The organism is Streptomyces sp. NPDC048290, from assembly GCF_040652095.1.
Classification (GTDB): domain Bacteria; phylum Actinomycetota; class Actinomycetes; order Streptomycetales; family Streptomycetaceae; genus Streptomyces.
Window position 1 is genome coordinate 35,430 of record NZ_JBEZLM010000041.1, and the last position, 20,508, is coordinate 55,937.

The 20,508-nt window shown below is 71.7% G+C and carries 15 protein-coding genes; 4 read left to right on the plus strand and 11 right to left on the minus strand.

From position 1 onward, the window contains the following. Positions 1-111: 111 nt before the first annotated feature. The 9 genes from AB0D49_RS39850 to AB0D49_RS39890 all read right to left on the minus strand — a co-directional run bounded on the left by AB0D49_RS39850 (position 112) and on the right by AB0D49_RS39890 (position 11,264). Complete coding sequence (locus tag AB0D49_RS39850; RefSeq protein ID WP_362768499.1) at positions 112-1,392, minus strand: transposase; 1,281 nt, start codon at positions 1,390-1,392, stop codon at positions 112-114. Between the two features lie 167 nt (positions 1,393-1,559). Beyond that, positions 1,560-2,582, minus strand: a complete 1,023-nt coding sequence (locus AB0D49_RS39855; RefSeq protein ID WP_362768502.1) for a TIGR03842 family LLM class F420-dependent oxidoreductase — start codon at positions 2,580-2,582, stop codon at positions 1,560-1,562. 11 nt (positions 2,583-2,593) lie between these two features. Then, positions 2,594-3,997 carry a dihydropyrimidinase gene (gene hydA / locus AB0D49_RS39860; RefSeq protein WP_362768505.1) on the minus strand — a complete coding sequence of 468 codons (1,404 nt, stop codon included), beginning with the start codon at positions 3,995-3,997 and terminating at the stop codon, positions 2,594-2,596. A 144-nt stretch (positions 3,998-4,141) separates the two neighbouring features. Next, a complete protein-coding gene (locus tag AB0D49_RS39865; protein WP_362768509.1) occupies positions 4,142-4,984 on the minus strand; it encodes a nitrilase-related carbon-nitrogen hydrolase in 843 nt (280 codons plus the stop codon). A gap of 155 nt (positions 4,985-5,139) precedes the next feature. Then, the gene (locus AB0D49_RS39870) at positions 5,140-6,705 is read right to left on the minus strand and encodes a PucR family transcriptional regulator (protein ID WP_362768512.1); all 1,566 of its coding nucleotides are present in this window, start codon (positions 6,703-6,705) and stop codon (positions 5,140-5,142) included. Positions 6,706-6,761: 56 nt separating this feature from the next. Further along, positions 6,762-8,048, minus strand: a complete 1,287-nt coding sequence (locus tag AB0D49_RS39875; protein WP_362768515.1) for an aspartate aminotransferase family protein — start codon at positions 8,046-8,048, stop codon at positions 6,762-6,764. Next, complete coding sequence (locus AB0D49_RS39880; protein WP_362768518.1) at positions 8,045-8,887, minus strand: nitrilase-related carbon-nitrogen hydrolase; 843 nt, start codon at positions 8,885-8,887, stop codon at positions 8,045-8,047. Before AB0D49_RS39880 ends, AB0D49_RS39875 begins: the two co-directional genes overlap by 4 nt. Before the next feature lie 162 nt (positions 8,888-9,049). Beyond that, positions 9,050-10,888 carry a hypothetical protein gene (locus AB0D49_RS39885; RefSeq protein WP_362768521.1) on the minus strand — a complete coding sequence of 613 codons (1,839 nt, stop codon included), beginning with the start codon at positions 10,886-10,888 and terminating at the stop codon, positions 9,050-9,052. A 112-nt stretch (positions 10,889-11,000) separates the two neighbouring features. Continuing rightward, positions 11,001-11,264, minus strand: coding sequence for a helix-turn-helix transcriptional regulator (locus AB0D49_RS39890; RefSeq protein WP_362768524.1), 264 nt, complete (start codon positions 11,262-11,264; stop codon positions 11,001-11,003). A gap of 52 nt (positions 11,265-11,316) precedes the next feature. Here AB0D49_RS39890 and map point away from each other — a divergent pair, with 52 nt between their 5' ends. Both map and AB0D49_RS39900 read left to right on the plus strand, forming a co-directional pair. Then, positions 11,317-12,099, plus strand: coding sequence for a type I methionyl aminopeptidase (gene map / locus AB0D49_RS39895; protein ID WP_362768527.1), 783 nt, complete (start codon positions 11,317-11,319; stop codon positions 12,097-12,099). A 212-nt stretch (positions 12,100-12,311) separates the two neighbouring features. After that, on the plus strand, positions 12,312-14,849 hold the full coding sequence (locus AB0D49_RS39900) for an ATP-dependent Clp protease ATP-binding subunit (RefSeq protein WP_362768530.1): 2,538 nt from the start codon (positions 12,312-12,314) through the stop codon (positions 14,847-14,849). Between the two features lie 97 nt (positions 14,850-14,946). Here the strand turns inward: AB0D49_RS39900 and ggt are convergent, their stop codons facing one another. Next, the gene (gene ggt, locus AB0D49_RS39905) at positions 14,947-16,761 is read right to left on the minus strand and encodes a gamma-glutamyltransferase (RefSeq protein ID WP_362768533.1); all 1,815 of its coding nucleotides are present in this window, start codon (positions 16,759-16,761) and stop codon (positions 14,947-14,949) included. A gap of 96 nt (positions 16,762-16,857) precedes the next feature. Between ggt and AB0D49_RS39910 the strand changes: the two genes are divergently transcribed. Then, positions 16,858-17,643: a hypothetical protein gene (locus tag AB0D49_RS39910; RefSeq protein ID WP_362768536.1), complete on the plus strand. Its 786-nt coding sequence runs from the start codon at positions 16,858-16,860 to the stop codon at positions 17,641-17,643. A 276-nt stretch (positions 17,644-17,919) separates the two neighbouring features. After that, positions 17,920-19,488, plus strand: a complete 1,569-nt coding sequence (locus AB0D49_RS39915) for a CocE/NonD family hydrolase (RefSeq protein ID WP_362768539.1) — start codon at positions 17,920-17,922, stop codon at positions 19,486-19,488. A gap of 250 nt (positions 19,489-19,738) precedes the next feature. On the opposite strand, the gene AB0D49_RS39920 is transcribed toward AB0D49_RS39915, so the two are convergent. Continuing rightward, on the minus strand, positions 19,739-20,179 hold the full coding sequence (locus AB0D49_RS39920) for a DUF6278 family protein (protein ID WP_362768542.1): 441 nt from the start codon (positions 20,177-20,179) through the stop codon (positions 19,739-19,741). Positions 20,180-20,508 lie beyond the last annotated feature (329 nt).

Below are 20,508 nucleotides of genomic sequence, written 5' to 3' on the forward strand. Positions count from 1 at the left end.
AACGGCCCTGAGGCGTGAAAACTGTCGGTGGGAAGGCACCGCACCACCCCACCACCCAGCCAGGTGAAGATTTGAAGTTCTCTCCCGGGCTTGAAGCCGGGAGATTCCTGCTTACCTCGCGGCAGCGGGCTTGACGCGTTGTACGCGCCTCACGACTGCCCTCCCGGCAGCCGGGACGAGCGCGAGGCCCATCCGGTAGAGGTGCAGGATGTTCCGGGCCGCATTGTGGTCGGCGTTGCCCGACCATCCGCAGTCCCGGTTCTTGCACACGAACACGGCCTGGCTCTCCCGGCTCCCGGGGGTGGTGAAACCGCACATCGAGCAGCGTCGGGAGGTGCCGGGGGCGGGGACCCTGCACAGGGTGCCGCCGAGCCGGGCGGTCTTGTACGCCAGCATGCTGACCGTCCGGCCCCATGCCTCCCCGCTTATGGCTCGGTTCAGCCCGGACTTCTGAGCGACGTTCTTTCCCGGCTCCTCGACAGAGCCCCTGGCGGACTTGACCATGGCGGTGACGGTGAGTGCCTCGACCACGACAGTGCCGTACTGCTCGGCGATGGCGGTGGTCGTCCGGTGCTGCCAGTCGAGGGCCCGGCGCTTGGCTTTCGCGCGTAGTCCCGCGATCTGGTCGTAGGTGCGTTGCAGCCTTCGGCTGGTGGGCTCGCCTGGCCTACGGAACTGCTTCCGCCGTGCGGCACGCCGCTCCAGGTCCAGAAGGCTGGCCCGCTCCTTCTCCGTCAGCCATGCCTCGTGCTCATGGGTTCGGCCGTCCGAGAGAGCGATCGGGACGGTGATGCCCAGGTCGATGCCGACTTCCGGGCCCTGGTGCGGATCGGGTTCGGGCTCCAGGGTCTGAACGCGGAAGGCGAGGTGCCAGCCCAACGCGTCCTTGACGAGTCGTGCCCCGGTGATCCGGTTCTCCGCGTCTGCCCGCTTGCCGACCGGAAGGTCTTTGGTCCACCGGAAGCGGACCCGACCCACCTTGGGAAGGTTGACCATGCCCCAACGCCGGTGCACGCGGGTGATGTGCAGGTCGCGGCCCTGCGGGATGTCCACGGACATCCCCGTGCGGAACCGGGCCTTGAAGTTCGGGGCGGCGGCCCGTCCCTCCCAGCAGTTCTTCCACGCGCGGAAGTACGCCTTGAGTACCGCTTGCGCGGCCTGGGCAGGGAGGACGGCCAGGAAATCGATGTCCCGACGTGCCTGCCGGATCGCGGCATCCGCGTTCGCGAGCGTCCGCTTGTCCTTCGGCATCATCTGCCACCACGCATGCAGCAGGTTCCACATTGTGCGGGCGGCGTGTGCCTGGTCGTCTGCCTTCAGCACCTCGGCAGGCGACAACGCGAGCCGGGCACGGTGCCCGAACTGCCGCTTGACCAAGGTGTCGTGACCCATGACCGGGAGACTAGCAACGGTTCATGCCACCACGCCGGGAATCCGGCAACGGCTGCCGACGGGTATGCGCACCGTGCACCAGCTCTCCTCGGCCCCCCTCCCCCGGGACGGCGGGAGAGGGGGAGCGATGAGGTGGGGGGTCGGTACCGCTGGGGCGGGGCGGGTCGTCAGCCGTTGACCGCCGGGATGATCCGCGTGCCGTACGCGTCGATCACCCTCTCCTGCGCGTCATGCATGTCGTAGACGGCGAACTGGTCGACGCCCAGCTCCCGCAGCGCGTTGAGCTTCTCGATGTGCCGTTCGACGGGGCCGATCAGACAGAACCGGTCGACGATCTCGTCCGGTACGAACGCGGTGTCGGGGTTGTCGGCGCGTCCGTGGTGGGAGTAGTCGTAGCCCTCGCGGGCCTTGATGTAGTCGGTGAGTTCCTCCGGTACGGCGGCGGAGTGGGCGCCGTACTTGGCGACCAGGTCGGCGACATGGTTGCCGACCATCCCGCCGAACCAGCGGCACTGCTCACGGGCATGGGCGAGCGCCTCGGGCGAGTCGTCCTCGGTGACATAGGCGGGCGCGGCGACACAGATCGTCACCTCGGCCGGATCACGTCCGGCGGCGACCGCCGCGTCCTTGACCGCCTTCACCATGTACTCGGTGAGATACAGGTCGGCGAGCTGGAGGATGAACCCGTCGGCCTCCTCGCCGGTCATCTTCAGCGCCTTCGGCCCGTACGCGGCCATCCAGACGGGGAGTTCGGCGCCGGGCTTGATCCAGGGGAAGCGGACGGCGGTGCCGCCGCCGAGGTCGGCCTCCTCGCCCCGGCCCAGCGCCCGGATCACCCTCATCGCGTCGCTTATCCGGGCGAGGGTGTTGGGTTTGCGTCCGGCGACCCGCATCGCCGAGTCGCCGCGTCCGATGCCGCAGACCGTGCGGTTGCCGAACATGTCGTTGAGGGTGGCGAAGGTGGAGGCGGTGACCTCCCAGGTGCGGGTGCCGGGGTTGGTGACCATCGGGCCGACCGTCAGCCGCTCGGTCCGGGCGAGGATCTGGCTGTAGATGACGAAGGGTTCCTGCCAGAGCACGGCGGAGTCGAAGGTCCAGCCGTAGGTGAAGCCGTTCCGCTCGGCCCGTTGCATCAGGTCGACGACCCGTGACGCGGGCGGGTCGGTCTGGAGGACGAGTCCGAAGTCCATGAGCGCCGCTCCTAGGTGAGGTACTGACAGGTGGCGCGGGGGGTGTACACGCCGTGCCCGGCGCGGCCCGTGTACTCCCGCTGGTCGATCACGGGCACACCCCGTGAGAACACGGTCTCGACCCGGCCGGTGACCCGCTTGCCCTCGTACGCCGAGTAGTCGACGTTCATGTGCTGGGTCTCGACGGACATCACCTGCTCGGCGTGCGGGTCGTAGATCACGACGTCCGCGTCGGCGCCGGGCGCGATGGTGCCCTTCTTCGGGTAGAGGCCGAACATCCGGGCCGGGGTGGCGCAGGCGATCTCGATCCAGCGGCGGCGGCTGATGTGGCCGTCCACGACCGCCTGGTGCAGCAGATCCATCCGGTTCTCCACACCGGGCAGCCCGTTGGGGATCTTGGAGAAGTCGCCCCGGCCCAGCTCCTTCTGCCCGGTGAAGCAGAACGGGCAGTGGTCGGTGGACACGACCTGGAGGTCATTGGTGCGCAGGCCCCGCCACAGCGCCGCCTGGTGCTCCTGGGGGCGCAGCGGGGTGGAGCACACATACTTGGCGCCCTCGAAGTCGGGCTCGGCGAGGTTGTCGGTGGACAGGAAGAGATACTGCGGGCAGGTCTCGCCGAACACATTGAGGCCCTCGTCGCGGGCGCGGACCAGCTCGGCGACCGCCTCGGCGGCGGAGACATGGACGACGTACAGCGGGGCTCCGGCGACCTGGGCGAGGCGGATGGCGCGGTGGGTGGCCTCCGCCTCCAGGAGCGCCTTGCGGACCTCGCCGTGGTAGCGGGGGTCGGTCTCGCCCCGGGCGAGGGCCTGTTCCACGAGGACGTCGATGGCGATGCCGTTCTCGGCGTGCATCATGATCAGGCCGCCGTTGTCGGCGGAGCGCTGCATGGCACGGAGGATCTGGCCGTCGTCGCTGTAGAAGACGCCCGGGTAGGCCATGAACTGCTTGAACGAGGTGACGCCCTCCGCCACCAGGAGGTCCATCTCCTTGAGCGTCTCCTCGTGCACATCGGAGACGATCATGTGGAAGGCGTAGTCGATCGCGCAGGTGCCCTCGGCCTTGGCGTGCCAGGTGTCGAGGCCGTCGCGCAGGCTCTTGCCGACGGACTGCACGGCGAAGTCGACGATGGTGGTGGTGCCGCCCCACGCTGCCGCGCGGGTGCCGGTCTCGAAGGTGTCGGAGGCGAAGGTGCCGCCGAAGGGGAGTTCCATGTGGGTGTGGGCGTCTACGCCGCCGGGGATGACGTAGCGGTTGGTCGCGTCGACCTCGCGGTCGGCGGTCCATGCGTTCGCCGCGGGGGTGTTTGTTGCTGCGAGGGCGGCGATTCTGCCGTCTTCGATGAGGATGTCTGCGTGGAGTTCGTCGGAGGCGGTGATGACCAGGCCGCCTCTGATGATGGTTCGGGTGCTCATTTTCTCCTCTTCTGCCGGGTTGATGCCGTCGTCAGGAGTTGCGGTCGTCTGTGGCTGATCGCGCAGTTCCTCCCCCAGAGGGGGTGCCCCCAGCGCCCCTAAAAACCCGGCGTCCGCCCTCAAGTGCCTTGAAAGTAAAGGCTCTTATGGGGCTGTCAGAGGGCCGTAGGTGTGGGGCTCGCGGTCCCTGTAGAACTGCCAGCGGTCTCGGACTTGCCTCAGTTTGGCCATGTCGAGGTCGCGGACCACCAGTTCGGGTTCCTTGTCGCTGGCGATCTCGCCGACGAACTGGGCCTCCGGGTCCACGAAGTAGCTGGTGCCGTAGAAGTCGTTGTCGCCCAGTTCCTCGACGCCGACGCGGTTGATCGCGCCCACGAAGTACGCGTTGGCGACGGCCGCGGCCGGCTGCTCCAGTTGCCAGAGGTAGCCGGACAGGCCGCGTGAGGTGGCCGACGGGTTGAAGACGAGTTCGGCGCCCCCGAGGCCGAGCGCGCGCCAGCCCTCCGGGAAGTGGCGGTCGTAGCAGATGTAGACGCCGACCTTGCCGACGGCGGTGTCGAAGACCGGCCAGCCGGAGTTGCCGGGGCGGAAGTAGAACTTCTCCCAGAAGCCGCGGACCTGCGGGATATGGGTCTTGCGGTACTTGCCGAGGTAGCTGCCGTCGGCGTCGATCACGGCGGCGGTGTTGTAGAGGACGCCCGGCTGTTCCTCCTCGTACATCGGCAGCACCAGGACCAGGCCGAGTTCGCGGGCCAGGGACTGGAAGCGGCGGACGATGGGGCCCTCGGGGATCTGCTCGGCGTACTCGTAGAACGCGGGGTCCTGGACCTGGCAGAAGTACGGTCCGTAGAACAGCTCCTGGAAGCAGAGGACTTGGGCGCCCTGGGCGGCGGCGTCGCGGGCCGCCTGTTCGTGGACCTGGATCATCGATTCCTTGTCGCCGGTCCACGCGGTCTGGAAGACGGCGGCACGGATCACTCGGCTCATCGGGACCTCCGGTAGCTCGGTGTCCGGTGAGCGTAGAAAGGCCGGGAGCCGTCTTTGAGTGGCACCGTGTCACGGATGCGCCGGTGCGGCGTGTCACCGTGTCACGCTTCGGCCAGCCCATGTTTCACCGCCGTTTTCGCAGGTCGTCGCAGGTTTCAGCCCTGTTGCGCATCATGCGCGAGGAGCGCGATGTGCACCGAGGCCGCCTGTTCGAAGTCGTCGAGGTCCACCCCGAGCCGGTTCTGTATCTGCTCGAGCCGCCGGTAGAGCGCGGGCCGGGAGACATGGTGGAGCTGCGCGGTGCGGGACTTGTTGCGTCCGGTGGCGAGATAGGTGCGCAGTACGGACAGCAGGTCCTCGTCGGCCGCGCACAGCAGCCCGTCCAGCTCCCGTTCGGCGAAGGACTGGACGTAGGGGTCGTCGCGCAGGAGACGGATCAGGCCGCGCAGATGGACGTCCCTGAGGCGGACCACGTCGGGCAGGTCGAGGGCGTGCGCCGAGTCGGCGACGGCGTCGGCCACGTGCTGCGCCTCGCGCAGTCCGGCGGGGACGTCCTCCCAGGCGGTGCGGGCGTCGGCGGCGGCCACCACGGCGGGGGCACCGGAGCGCAGCCGGGCGGCGAAGTGCGCGGTGAGCGCGACGGCGTCCTGGTCGCGGGGCAGGCTGAGCAGGACGGCGGTGGCCCCGTCGGCGAGTTCGGCGGCGATCCCGGACAGCCCGAGCAGCCGCAGCGCCCGGTCCAACTGGTCGGGGGCGCGGTCCCGGACGACCAGCGGTACGAAGGTGCGGCGGTTGACGGGGAGCCCGGCGGCGCGCGCCCGCGGCAGCAGTTGCCGGGCCGGTACGACCCCGCTGACCAGGTCGGTGAGCAGGCTCTGCGCGGACTGCTCCTCCCAGCTGCACGCCTGCACGCCGCCCAGCATCCGGTGCAGGACGAGGGCCTCGGCGGCGCGGTCGGCCAGCAGCCGTCCGGTGGCGGTGTCGCCGCGGTGCCCGCACAGCACGATCTGCCCCCAGCGTTCGCCGCGTCCGCCGAGGTCGGCGCGGATCCATCCGGCGCCCTCGGCGCGTCCGGCCTGGCGGGCGATGCGCTCCCAGTCGCGCAGTACGTCGTCCACGGCGGGGCGTTCCCCGGCGGTGGCCAGTACCCGGTGGGCGAGGTTGGCGACGACGACGGGGCAGGCGCTGTGCCGGGCGATCTCGTCCAGCAGCCGCTGGAGCGGGGCGCCCGCGGTGATCAGCGCGGTGAGTTCGGTGCGCACCGACTCGGAGAGGCTGACGGCGGCGAACTTGCGGCGCACCAGCCGGGACTGGACCTCCTCGGTGAGCTGGGCGAACGGGAAGGGCCGGTGCAGCACCACCATGGGCAGCCCGCACCGCTCGGCGACCCGGCGCATGGCGTCGGGCGGTGCGGGGAAGGCGCGGCCGAGGCCGAGGACGACGGCCGCCGCCTCCGCGCGGTGCAGTGAGCGGACGTACTCGGCCTGCTTGTCCTCGTCCCCGGCGAGCAGCACCCCGGTGGTGAGGACCATCTCACCGCCGGTGAGCATCACCCCGACGTCGGCGGCCTCGGCGACATGCACCCAGCGCACCGGGCGGTCAAGGCGGGCGGCCCCGGCCACCACCTCGGGCTCCCCGGCGAGGACCCGCTCCAGCGTGAGGACCTGCCGGACCGACAGGGCCGGTTCCAGGCTCTGCCAGGACATCGGTGTGGTGGTCATGGCGCCTTCCCCTCGCTGTGGTGGCGCTCGCGGTGGCCGCGCTCGCCGTGGCTCTGCTACCCCACGCTCCGCAGGGCGTCCTCGAGGATCGCGGCGCCCTCCTCGGCCTCCGCGACGGTCAGGGACAGCGGTGGGGCGATCCGCAGGACGCTGGTGTCATGGCCGCCGCCCTTGCCGATGAGGAGTCCGCCGTCGCGGGCGGCCTCCAGGACGGCGCTGGCGGCCTCGGGGTCGGCCTGGTCGGTGCCGGGCCGGGTCAGCTCGATGCCCAGCATCAGCCCGCGTCCACGGACCTCCCGTACGGCGGGGATCTGCGCGGCGAGGGCCCGCAGCCGTTCCATCAGCAGTCCGCCGACCCGGCGGGCGTTGCCCTGGAGGTCGTGTTCCAGCAGATAGGTGAGGTTGGCGAGGCCGGCGGCCATGGTGATCTGGGTGCCGCCGAAGGTGGAGATGCTGTTGCTGTCCAGACAGTTCATGATCTCGGCGCGGGCGATCACGCCGCCGATGGAGGCGCCGTTGCCGATGCCCTTGGCGAAGGTGACGAGGTCGGGCGGGCCGCTGCGGGCGTGTGCCTGCCAGCCCCAGAAGTGCTCGCCGGTACGGCCCCAGCCGGTCTGCACCTCGTCGGCGATCCACAGGATGCCGCGCTCGGCGAGCACCTCGCGGAAGGCGGCGTACAGCCCGTCGGGCGGGGAGGTGAAGCCGCCGACGCCCTGGATGGGTTCGGCGATCAGGGCGGCGGGCGGGCGGGTGTGGCCGAGCAGGTCCTTGAGGTCGGCGACACAGGCCGCGATGAACTCGGCGTCGCTGAAGGAGGCGTAGGGGCCCCGGGTGCGGACACCGCCGTGCACGTAGAGGGTCTGGAGCGGGGACAGGGAGGTCGGGGACCAGCTCCGGTTGCCGGTGATGCCGACGGCGCCGAAGGAACGGCCGTGGTAGCTGTTGCGCATCGCGAGGACGGTGTTGCTGCGCCGGTAGGTGGTGGCGAGCAGCAGCGCGGTGTCATTGGCCTCGGTGCCGGAGGTGGTGAAGAAGACCCGGGCGTCGGGGACGCCGCTGAGCTGGGCGATCCGTTCGGCCAGCTCCACCATGGGGCGGTTGAGGTAGAGGGTGGAGGAGTGCAGGACGCGCCCGGCCTGTTCGCTCACCGCCTTGGTGACCTCGGGCAGGGCGTGCGCGGTCATGGTGGTGAGGATGCCGCCGAAGAAGTCGAGGTAGCGCCTGCCGTCGGCGTCCCAGACGTGGCGGCCCTCGCCGTGGGTGATCTCCAGCGGGTCGTCGTAGTAGAGGGCGAGCCAGTCGGGCAGGACGGAGCGGTGGCGGGCGAAGAGGTCCTTGGTCACGGCTGTACCAGTCCTTCGTAGGCGTCGGGGCGGCGGTCGCGGTAGAAGGCCCACTGCTGCCGCACCTCGTCGATCAGTGCGAAGTCGAGATCGCGCACGAGCAGTTGCTCCTCGGTGTCGCTCGCGACCTCTCCCACGAACTGCCCGCGCGGGTCCACGAAATAGCTGGTTCCGTAGAAGTCGTTGTCGCCGTACTCCTCCTGACCGACCCGGTTGATGGCGGCGATGAAGTACTCGTTGGCGACGGCCGCTGCGGGCTGCTCCAGCCGCCACAGGTACGCCGACAGTCCGCGCGAGGTGGCGGACGGGTTGTAGACGAGCTGCGCGCCGCCCAGACCGAGCTGCCGCCAGCCCTCGGGGAAGTGCCGGTCGTAGCAGATGTAGACACCGACCTTGCCGACGGCGGTGTCGAAGACCGGCCACCCGGCGTTCCCCGGCTTGAAGTAGTACTTCTCCCAGAACCCCTTGACCTGGGGGATGTGATGCTTGCGGTACTTGCCCAGATAGCTGCCGTCGGCGTCGATCACGGCGGCGGTGTTGTAGTAGAACCCGGACTGCTCGACCTCGAACACGGGGACGACGATCACCATCCCGGTCTCCCGGGCGAGAGCGCGCATCCGGCGCACGGTGGGCCCGTCGGGCACGGGTTCGGCCCACCGGTAGTGCTCGGGCTCCTGGACCTGGCAGAAGTAGGGCGCGTTGAAGACTTCCTGGAACCCGATCACCCGGGCACCCTGCCGGGCCGCCTCGCGGGCGTGTTCCTCGTGCTTGGCCAGCATGGACTCGGTGTCGCCGGTCCAGGTGGCCTGGACCAGGGCGGCGCGGACGACGTTCGCCATGGGCGCTCCTTCGACGGGACGTCAGCCTCTACGCCCGTAGAAGCGGACGTAGAGGCACGAACGTATGCCCCCGTGCGGGCCTTGCCAAGACCATCGCCGTCACCTCGGGGTGTCGGCGGCGTGTCGCACTCCGGTGGGCGAGCGCCGGGCGCGGGGCGGGACTCACACCCCGGTACCGGCCACGCGCAGGGCGTGGACGAGATCCCAGTACCGCTCCTCGGACACCTCCCGCGCCGCCTCCAGCAGCAGCGGGACCAGCCGCTCGGGGTCGGCCCCGGCGCACCGCACCGCCTCCTCCGGGGTCCGCACCCGGACGTACGCGTCGAGCAGCACCCGGACCTCGCGGCGGCGCCCGTCGGCGATCAGCCCGACCAGTCCTCGCCCTATCTCGGCGGCGGGGCGGGCCACGCCCTGGCGCAGTATCCGCTCCCCGTCCCCGGCCCGGCCGCCCGCGACCAGCGCGTCGGCCGCCGCGACCAGCCGCTCGGCGGGCAGCGAGGCCGCCTCCCAGAGCAGGGTCGCCCAGTCCGCGGTCATCCGGGCCCGCTCCAGTTCGGCGGCGAGCGGCGCGAACCGCTCGGCGGGCCAGTGGGTGATCTCCACCAGCAGTGCGTGCGCCTCCCCGCTGCGCCCGTCCCGCCGCAGCCGCACGAGTTCCCGCACCGCCGCCGCGACCTCCCGCACGGCGACCGCGTCGAAGTCGGGTACGGGGGGTGCGGGCGCGGTGTCGGCACGATCGGTGGCACCGGCGAACCGCGCCCCACGGGGGGAGGCCCCGGGAGGTTCGGTCCCGGCCTCCAGGGACGCCCCGGGAGGCCCGATGACGACGGTGGGGGGCAGGGGCGTGGCGGGCTCGGCGTCACTGTCGGCATCGAGCATCCCGGCGAACCGGGCGCTGCCACGCCGCTTCTTGGGTTTGGCGGGTTTGGGGGGATGGGGGGTATCGGCGGGGCCTGGGGGCGAGGGGGCTGCGGGCGTGGGAGCGGGGGGAGGAGGTGACCAGTCTGGGGCTGCCGAGGTGGCGGTGGAGGCGTGGGAAGGGGTGCGACCGGCGGACCAGGCCGACCAGGCTGGACCGGCCGGATGGGCGGAGGCGGCTGGACCGGCCGGATGGGCAGAAGCGGCAGACCAGGCTTGACGCGGAGCCGACCCGACAGGACCGGCAGCCGCAGCGGACCCCGCAGCCGCCGCGCCCGACCGACCGCCCCCCGCCGCCCCGCCCGAGCCATCCCACCCGGACGCGTCCAACCGCCCGGCCCGCCCCCCGGCCACATCACCTACGCCTCCGAAACCGCCCCCGGCCGCATCGCCCTCGCCCCCGAAACCACCCCCGACCACATCACCCACGCCCCCGAAACCACCCCCCGTCCCGGCGTCCCGCCCCTCCCCCCGTCGCTCGATCCGGGTCACTCCCCCGGCGACCTCGCCCGACCAGCCCTCGACCCGGGGCGCGATGTCCCGGCCCTCCGGTGTCCCCGGGGGCCATCCCGCCCGCGTGTGTTCCAACCGGTCGATGCGGCCCCGGAGTTCGGCGCAGCGGGCGCCCGCGCGGTCGTGGTCGTCGCGGGCCCAGGCGAGGTCGAGGCGGAGGGCGTCGGTCTCCTCGCGGCTGGTGGCGGTGACCAGGGCCCGGCCCAGCTGGGCCAACCGGTCGGCGGCGTAGCGCTGTTCGCGGAGCATGATGTCGAGCCGGTCGCCGAGGTCGTCACGGGCGCCGGGGCGGGCGTCGCGGGCGGCGAGGGCGGCGGTGTGCAGCGGGCGGGCCCGCTCGTGCTCGCGGGCGGCGGCGTCGGGGCCGTAGGCCGTGGCGAGATCCTGGAGGAGCGCTTCGACCACGTCCCAGGGCGCCACCTCCTGTCCGTCGAGACAGGCCCGCATGGCGTCCGGGTCGCGCTGCCAGAACACCGCGCACCAGCCCGCCGCTTGGTCGAGACGGGCCAGGAGTCCGCCCAGGTAGTTCCCGAACTCCCGCAGCCGACCCGGGAGTTGATCCACAGCCATCGCCCCACCCCTGCACGAACGGGAGCACTTTTGCCTCAGCGAACACCAGTCGTGTTACGCCGTTGCTACGGGGGCTTTTCGGAGCGGGTCGGGGACGGCGGCGCCCCCGGCGTCAGGCCACCGCCCGCACGGCCGCCTGACCGCACTCGCGCGCCACCTCGTCCATGGACAGCCCGAGCGTGTCGGCGAGGGCGGCGACGGTGAAGAAGGCCGGGGTCGGGGCCCGGCCGGTCTCGATCTTGCGGAGCGTCTCGGCGGAGATGCCCGCGTGCGTGGCGATCTCGGCCATGCTGCGGGAGCCGCGGGCCGTCCGGAGCAGCCGCCCGAGCCGCTCGCCGCGTTCCCGCTCTTCCGGGGTCAGAGGAGTGCGCACCATGCGGACCAGTGTACGGGGCCGACCCCATTTTTATACCGGTATAGTAATTGGCATGGTCGAGCTGAAGACAGACACATCACTGGACGCGATGGGCGTGGCGGGCCGCGTCGTCGGACGGGCCCTGACGGCCGTCCGCGAGGCCGCCGTCGTGGGCGTCTCCCTGCTGGAGCTGGACGAGGTGGCGCGCGGAGTGCTGCGCGAGGCCGGTGCCGGGGCGCCCTTCCTGCACTACCGCCCGCACTTCGCGTCGATCCCCTTCCCGGCGGTGATCTGCGCCTCGGTGAACGACGCGATCGTGCACGGCATCCCCACCACGTACCGGCTGCGCTCCGGCGACCTGGTGTCCATCGACTGCGGCGCCGAGCTGGACGGCTGGGTGGGCGACTCCGCGATCAGCTTCGTCGTGGGCCGGGCCCGCCCGGAGGATCTGCGGCTGGTGGAGACGGCGGAGCGGGCCCTCGCCGCCGGGATCGAGGCCGCGGTGGTCGGCAACCGCATCGGCGACATCGCGCACGCCATCGGCACGGTGTGCCGCTCGGCCGGGTACGGGATCATGGAGGGCTTCGGCGGCCACGGCATCGGCCGCAGCATGCACGAGGACCCGGGGGTGCCCAACGAGGGCCGTCCGGGGCGGGGTATGCGGCTGCGCCACGGCATGGCGCTGGCCATCGAGCCGATGCTGATCGCGAGCGGCCGGGACGACTACCGGGTGGACCCGGACGGCTGGACCCTCAGGACCACGGACGGTTCCCGGGCGGCCCACGCCGAGCACTCGGTGGCGATCACGGACGCGGGCCCGCGCATCCTGACCAGCCGGGACGCCATGGCCGCCTGAGCGGGGGCGGGCGGTCGTGCCCGGTCGTAGGCCGTGGTTCGCGGCCGTACGCCAGACATGCCCGTCCCCCGAGAACATGCGAAGGTGTTCTGACAGGGACGCACGCACCGGCACGCGCACGCACGGCCCCCGTAGGACGGCGCGCACCGTACGACGGCCGCACCGTACGACGGCGCGCACGCACGTCAGACCCCCACGCGAACGGACCTCCCATGAGCACCGGCCCTCCTCCCCCGGGCGGTACCCCGGACGGGGACCCCTTCGGCGACTTCCTGGCCCGTTTCTTCGGCGGCCCCCGCCCCGCCCCCCGCCAGATCGACATCGGCCGGCTGCTCAGCCCGCCCGCGCGGGATCTCGTCCGGGGCGCCGCCCAGTACGCGGCGGAGCACGGCAGCCACGACCTGGACACCGAGCATCTGCTGCGCGCCGCCCTCACGGCCGGGCCGATCCGGGGCCTGCTGACCCGCTCCGGCACCGACCCCGACGCGCTGGCCGCGCAGATCGACGAGCGGACCGGCCCCGTACGGCATCCGGAGGCCGCCGCTCCGCCGCTGACGTCGCTGTCCCTCACCCCGGCCGTGAAACGGGCCCTGCTGGACGCCCACGACCTGGCGCGGGCGAGCGGCGCCGGATACATCCTCCCGGAGCATGTGCTGACCGCGCTGGCGGCCAACCCGGACTCGGCGGCGGGGCACATCCTGAACGCGGCCCGGTTCACCCCGGACGGCCTCCCCCCGGAGGCGCCGGACGCGCCCCCGCAGCGGCTGGACCACGCCCCCGGCCCGTCCGGCACCCCGACCCTCGACAAGTACGGCCGTGATCTGACGGAGCTGGCCCGCGCGGGCGGCATCGACCCGGTGATCGGCCGGGACGAGGAGATCGAGCAGACCATCGAGGTGCTGTCCCGGCGCGGCAAGAACAACCCGGTGCTGATCGGGGACGCGGGCGTCGGCAAGACGGCGATCGTGGAGGGCCTGGCCCAGCGGATCGCCGACGGGGACGTCCCCGACATCCTCACCGACCGCCGGGTGGTGGCACTGGACCTGACGGGCGTGGTCGCGGGCACCCGCTACCGGGGCGATTTCGAGGAGCGCCTGAACACCATCGTGGGCGAGATCCGCGCCCACTCCGACCAACTGGTCGTGTTCCTCGACGAGTTGCACACGGTGGTCGGCGCGGGCGCCGGTGGCGAGGGCGGCGGCGCGATGGACGCGGGCAACATCCTCAAACCGGCGCTGGCCCGGGGCGAGCTGCACATCGTGGGCGCGACGACGCTGGAGGAGTACCGCAGGATCGAGAAGGACGCGGCGCTGGCCCGCCGCTTCCAGCCGATCCTGGTGCCCGAGCCGACCGCCGCCGACGCGCTGGAGATCCTGCGCGGACTGCGCGACCGCTACGAGGCCCACCACCAGGTCCGCTACACCGACGAGGCGCTCGACGCGGCCGTGGAGCTGTCGGACCGCTATGTCACCGACCGCAGACTGCCGGACAAGGCGATCGACCTGATCGACCAGGCGGGCGCCCGGGTCCGGCTGCGCTCCCGCACCAAGGGCGGCGACATACGGGCCATGGAGCGCGAGGCGGAGCGCCTGACCCGGGAGAAGGACCAGGCGGTCACCGACGAGAACTACGAGGACGCCACCCGGCTGCGGGACCGGCTCACCGCGCTGAAGGACCGCATCGCGAAGGAGTCCGGCGAGGACGAGGCCGACGAGGGCCGCCATCTCGAAGTCACCGGCGAGGACATCGCCGAGGTGGTGTCCCGGCTGACCGGCGTCCCCGTCGCCCGGCTGACGGAGGAGGAGAAGGACCGGCTGCTCGGCCTGGCGGACCATCTGCACCGCCGGGTGATCGGCCAGGACGAGGCGGTGACGGCGGTGTCCGACGCGGTACTGCGCTCCCGCGCGGGCCTGGCCAGCCCCGACCGTCCGATCGGCTCGTTCCTCTTCCTCGGCCCGACCGGTGTCGGCAAGACGGAACTGGCGCGGGCGCTGGCGGAGGCCCTGTTCGGCAGCGAGGACCGGATGGTCCGGCTCGACATGAGCGAGTACCAGGAACGGCACACCGTCTCCCGGCTGGTGGGCGCGCCGCCCGGCTATGTCGGCCACGAGGAGGCGGGCCAGCTCACCGAGCCGGTCCGCCGCCACCCCTACTCACTTCTTCTCCTGGACGAGGTGGAGAAGGCGCACCCGGACGTCTTCAACATCCTGCTCCAGGTCCTGGACGACGGCCGGCTCACCGACGCGCAGGGCCGCACGGTCGACTTCACCCACACGGTGGTGGTGATGACCAGCAACCTGGGTTCGGAGGCGATCAGCCGCAGCGGCGGTGGGATCGGCTTCGGCGCGGGCGGTCCGGACGCCGACGAGGAGGCCCGCCGCGAACGCGTCCTGCGCCCGCTGCGGGACCACTTCCGCCCCGAGTTCCTCAACCGGATCGACGAGATCGTGGCCTTCCGCCGCCTCACGCCCGAGCAGCTCCGCCAGATCACCGATCTGCTCCTGGAACGCACCCGCCGGCTGATGCACGCCCAGGACATCGGGGTCGAGTTCACCCCCGCGTCCGTGGACTGGCTCTCCCACCAGGGCTACCAGCCCGAGTACGGCGCCCGCCCCCTACGCCGCACGATCCAACGAGAGATCGACAACCCCCTCTCCCGCCTCCTCCTCAACGGCAAGGCAAAGGCGGGAGACAAGGTGACGGTGGATGTGGCCGACAACGAACTGACGTTCACGACGAAACATCCGTGAGGGCAACTCCCTTAGGGGCGCTGGGGGCACCCCCTCTGGGGGAGGAACTGCGCGACCAGCCACACTCAACCGGCACACGGCAGCCCCCCTCAGCCCCTCACTTGGATGGCCGCACCACCATCGCCGACCCACCCCCACGACGTACGGTCTCCGCAGCCGCAACCCACTTCCCATCCCGCAGCCGCTGCACAGCCGTCGCCGCCCCGATCTCCGGATTCACCCGGAACACATGCCCGATCCCCTCCAACTCCCCCCGCAAAGAACTCCCGTACAACCCCGGCTCCAGCTCGGAAACCGCCGAGTTCCGCTGACTGACCCGAGGCGCGGCAATCGCGTCGACCAGCGGCAACCCCCGGTCGACAAACCCCGTCAGCGTCTGCAACACGGTCGTGATGATCGTCGCGCCCCCCGGCGACCCGAGGGCCACCACCGGCTTCCCGTGCCCGTCGAGCACGATCGTCGGCGACATGGACGACCTCGGCCGCTTCCCGGGACCCGGCAGGTTGGGGTCGTGGACGGCCGGGTTGGCCGGGGCGAAGGAGAAGTCGGTCAGCTCGTTGTTGAGCAGGAACCCCCGCCCCGGGACGGTGATCCCGCTGCCGCCGGTCTGCTCGATGGTGAGGGTGTAGGAGACGACGTTCCCCCACTTGTCCGCCGCCGTGAGATGGGTCGTGCTCTCCCCCTCGTACGTGGTGGGCGTGGCCGTCCCGCCGGTCGCGCAGGGCGCCGGGCGGCGCGGGTCGCCGGGGGCGAGCGGGCTGGTCAGCACCGCGTCGTCCTTGATCAGGCAGCCACGGGAGTCGGCGTACCGCTGGGAGAGGAGTTCCTTGGTGGGGACGTTCTCGAAGGCCGGGTCGCCGACCCAGCGGCCCCGGTCCGCGAACGCGATCCGGCTGGCCTCGATGAACCGGTGCAGATACGCGGCGTCGCTCGCCTTGGCGAGGTCGGTGCGCTCCAGGATGTTCAGGGCCTCGGCGACGGTGGTGCCGCCGGAGGAGGACGGGGCCATGGAGTAGACGTCGAGCCCTCGGTACGAGGTCTTCGTCGGGGCCTGGGACTTGACCCGGTAGGAGGCGAGGTCGCGGGCGGTGAGGTCGCCGGGGCGGGCGTTCCAGCCGGTGGCGGGGTCGACGGGGGGCTCGTTGACGGTGTCGACGATGTCGTCGGCGAGGTCGCCGCGGTAGAGCGCGCCGACGCCCTCGCGCGCGAGTTGGGCGTAGGTGCGGGCGAGGTCCGGGTTCTTCAGCGTGGAGCCGACGACCGGGAGCTGTCCGCCGGGGAGGAACAGGTCGACGGTGTCGGGGAAGTTGCGGAACCGGGCCTCGTTGCTCGCGGTCTGGTCGCGGAAGGTGGCGTCCACGGTGAAGCCGTCGCGGGCGAGGCGTTCGGCGGGGCGCAGGAGGGGGCCGAGGCGTTTGCTGCCCCACTTGTCCAGCGCGGTCTGCCAGGTGAGCGGGGTGCCGGGGGTGCCGACGGAGAGCCCGCTGGTGACGACCTCGGCGAACGGCATGGGGCGGCCGTTCTCCAGGAACAGATCGGACCCGGCGCTCAGTGGGGCGGTCTCCCGGCCGTCGAGGGTGTGCACCTTGCGGGACTTGGCGTCGTAGTAGACGAAGTAGCCGCCTCCGCCGATGCCCGCGGAGTAGGGCTCGGTGACGCCGAGCGCGGCGGCGGTGGCGACGGCGGCGTCGACGGCGTTGCCGCCCTGCTTGAGCACCTCGATACCGGCGGCCGTGGCGTCCGCGTCGACGCTGGCGACGGCACCGCCGTACCCGGTGGCGACCGGGGTCTTCGGGGGCGCCGGGGCCGGGCCCTTGCCGCTCGCCGCGGTGGGGGGCGCGGCGGCTCCCACCGAGGCTACGGCGACCGTGACCGCCAGGACCGAGAGCTTCCGCACGACGGGGCGACGCATACGACCTCCAGTGGGGGGAACCGTTCGCGAAGCCTAATCGAATGGACATGCCCGCGTCAGGAGCATCACTCCGGCCACCCGCTAACATGCGCGCCCATGAATGACGACGTGCGCAACATCGTCCTCGGTCTGATAGCCGCCGGGCTCTCCGCCGCGATCGGCTGGCTCGCCCGCACGTATCTGTGGAAGCGCAGACTCCGCCGTAAGCAGGCGTTCTTCGGGCTGCCGCAGAACTCCGAGACGCTGCTCGTCGTCAACCGGGACCCGGCGACCTCGGAGCCCGCCGTCCACCGTTTCGACGTGTTCGCGCTGCTGGAGCTGGCCGCGCTGATCAAGGACTGCGGGGCGCACGCGCAGATGGTGACGCAGGACGGGGTGCAGCAGGGGTTCGGCGACCGAACGGAGTTCTGCGTGGGCGGTCCGGGGTCGAATCGGCGGATGGTGGCGCACATGTCGGCGATGCTGCCGGGGGTGCGGGTGAACATCGATCCGGAGCCGGGCCCGGACCGGGGCGCCTTCCAGATCGGCGGCGAGCGCTACCGGATGGACCCGGGGGTCGAGGAGTACGTGCTGCTGGCCCGGCTGACGGCGGGCGAACGGCGGGAGTCGCGGCCGGTGTTCCTGTTCTGCGGACAGCGGGCGATCACCAACCAGGCGGCGACCCGCTATCTGGCCCGCCACCATGAGCGGCTGGCGCGCAAGCACGGCGGCAACGCGTTCGTGCTGCTGCTGAAGGTGGTCAACTCCCAGGCGTACGGGCCGGACCTGGTGGAGCTGGTCGCGGAGGTGACCCGGGCGGCACGGGCGCCGCTGCCCACGGCCGCGCTGGAGCCGAGGGCGTCCGGAGCGTCGCCGCGTCCGTCCCACCGCGCGGAGTCCTGACCACGGGCAATGTCCTGGGCAATGTCCGCCGCCTCACGACTCCTTGAGCGCCCCTCACTTCTCTCATCGAGCGCCCTTCAAACATGTTCTTGAGCGCTCAAATTGTTACTCCCACGTAACTTACCGACGGGTTACCGACGGTAAGCCCGCCCGGCTACCGTCACCTCACTCCGCCCCACCGGAGCTCCGCCCCCACCGGAGTTCCGCCCCACCGGAGTCCCGTCCCGACGGAGTTCCGCCCCGCCGGAGTTCCGTCCGCCCGAGTGAGGAGTCCCCATGGGCCCTTATCGCCACCCCCTGCGCACCGCCGCCGTCGGCACGGTGTCCGCCGCCCTCGTCGCGGGCGGGGTCCTCACCGCCTCCCCCGCCGCCGGGGCCGCGCCCGGTGCGGCCACCCTCCGCTTCGTGGACATCACCGGCGCGGACGGCGTCACCCTCAAGGCCAATGTCCTCACCCCCGCCGACGGCACGGCCCGCCACCCCCTCGTCGTCCTGCCCACCAGCTGGGGCTTCCCGCAGGTGCAGTACCTCGTGCAGGCCCAGCGGCTGGCCGACTCCGGCTATGTGGTGGTCAGTTACAACGTGCGCGGCTTCTGGCAGTCCGGCGGTGAGATCGAGGTCGCCGGGGAGCAGGACGTCACCGACGCCTCCCGGGTGATCGACTGGGCGCTCGCCCACACCCCCGCCGACCCCGCCCGGATCGGCATGGGCGGGGTCTCCTACGGCGCCGGGATCGGCCTGCTCGCCGCCGCGCACGACCCCCGGATCAAGGCGGTGGCCGCGCTCAGCGGCTGGGCCGACCTCACCGCCTCGATCTACCCGAACCGCACCCAGAGCGTCCAGGCCGGTGCCCTGCTGTACGGGGCGGCCCTGCTCACCGGACGGCCCAGCGCCGAGACCCAGCAGGTGTTCAAGGGCTTCTTCGCCTCGGACCTGGAGCGCGAGGACGAGCTGACGGCCTGGGGGAGGAAACGTTCCCCCAAGAACTTCGCCGACCAGCTCAACGCGCACGGCACCGCCGTGATGATGGCCGGGGCCTGGGGCGACACCATCTTCCCGCCCAACAGCACCGCCGCCTTCTATGAGCGGCTGACCGGCCCCAAGCGGCTCCAGTTGCGCCCCGGCGACCACGCCACCGCGGAGATCACGGGACTGTTCGGGCTGCCCAACGACGTCTGGACGGACACCACCCGGTGGTTCGACCACCATCTGCGCGGCACGGACAACGGCGTCGACCGCGAACCGCCGGTCCGGCTCAAGCCCCGCTCCACCGGCGGCTACGAGGAGTACCCGGACTGGAAGTCGGTGACGGCCACCACCCGCAAGATCGCCCTCTCCGGCACCACCACCGTCCACACCAATGTGGACTCCGGCGCGAACGGCGGGATCGTCCTGCTGTCGAGCCTGCTGGACCAGGTGGCCCGGGTCCCCCCGACGGCCTCGATCCCCCTGCTGCCGCGCCGCTGGGCCGCCGTCTGGCAGTCCGGGACGTACGGTGCGCCGCAGCGCGTGCGCGGCACGGCGAAGGTGCACACCACCCTCACCCCGACCGAGGGGAGCGGAACCCTCGTCGCGTACCTCTACGACGTGGGCCCGCTCGGCCTCGGCAAGCTGGTCAGCTACGCGCCGTACACCTTCCACGGGCGGGCGCCCGGAAAGCCGTTCGGTGTGGACCTGGAGCTGTTCTCCACGGCCTACGACGTCCCGGCAGGGCATCGGCTCGCCCTGGTCGTCGACACGGTCGACCCGCTCTACATCGAGCACAACCCGACCGGCGCGCGGCTGACCTTCTCCTCGCCCGCGAACGACCCGTCGTACGTGTCGATTCCGCTGCGCGAACAGTGATCTCCGGCCGCTGCCGGGCGGATACGGCTCCGCGATGGCTCCGCCGGTCCTCCTAGGGTCCGTGCGGGAACTCCCCGCCGGGCAGCAGCGCCCGCCGCAGCTCGGGCAAAGGATCGATGACCATAGGCAGCCCTACTCACTCTCCGCCGAGTCGTGGTTGCCGCAAACTATCCAGTCAAGAAAGCAGTTAAGTCACGACACGCACTTTTCGGGCATAAGCCGTATTTAACTCGATCTTAAGGCCAGGGCTTCACGCCTCGGCGACCTCCGCGTACAGCTGGGACAGCTCCGGGACACCGCTCGCCGCCCACTCGTGCCCGGCGGTCACGACGTCGAACTCCCGGCCCGAGGCCAGCCGTACCACCGGCTGTCCGCTGGGCCAGAGGTTCCAGGCCGCGCCCTCGACCGTGCGGATCAGGACCGTGCCGAGATACAGACCGGCGTCGGTACCGAGCCAGATCAGCGTCTCCTCGTCGTCCCGCCAGCGCGGCAGCAGTTGGTCGATCGCCTCCAGCGACTCCACCGAGTCGTCGAGGGCGACACCCGCGTCGGCCGCCTGGCGGCGCAGCAGCTCGCACTCGGCGAGCAGATCACTGAGCCCGGCCGGGTCCCGGACCCCGGCACCGCCGGAGACCACCGCGACGTCGCCCCGGCGCTTGCTGTGCCTGCCGCTGAGGAAAGGGATGTTCATACGTCCAGCGTGTCATTCGCACCCCCGTACGCACCACAGGCGCGCTGGCCCGGGGCGACCGGTCGATTTCGCGCGCCCCCGGGGCATGGCGCGTTGACCGGTCCCCGGGCGCTGCCTACGGTCGCGATGCGCGGCCCGGAGCCGGCCACACGACGCGAGGGAGAGCCGCTTGACGGACCGAGACGGTCGAGGAACGGCGAGGAGGGGGGCGGGGGGTCGGGTTGAGGGCCGGGTGGCGTCGATGGTGCCGCTGTTGGTGACCCAGCCGGGCCGGTTCTGCCCCGACAAGTCACCGTCACTCACACGGATCGGGGTCTGCACGGGCGCGG